This window comes from Pseudomonas sp. S30 (genome assembly GCF_016518545.1).
Classification (GTDB): domain Bacteria; phylum Pseudomonadota; class Gammaproteobacteria; order Pseudomonadales; family Pseudomonadaceae; genus Aquipseudomonas.
In genome coordinates this window covers 1-216 of record NZ_JACVTO010000068.1, presented here as the reverse complement: position 1 = coordinate 216, position 216 = coordinate 1, and the positions used below count along the sequence as shown (strand labels likewise).

Sequence of the window (216 nt, the reverse complement as noted above, 5' to 3'; positions counted from 1 at the left end):
GTGGCGGACTCAGGAGGATTCGAACCTCCGACCGCTCGGTTCGTAGCCGAGTACTCTATCCAGCTGAGCTATGAGTCCGTGGTTGGTAATTTTAGACCAGGTTACCACTGGTTTTTGAAAAGGCTGTACCCGACAATTTCTCGGCAAGTAAAACCACTTCAGAAAGTGGCGGACTCAGGAGGATTCGAACCTCCGACCGCTCGGTTCGTAGCCGAG

General features: G+C 53.2%; 1 tRNA gene. It reads right to left on the bottom strand.

The window, feature by feature from the left end:
• Position 1 precedes the first annotated feature (1 nt).
• Positions 2–78, bottom strand: a tRNA-Arg gene (locus IAE34_RS24240).
• Positions 79–216 lie beyond the last annotated feature (138 nt).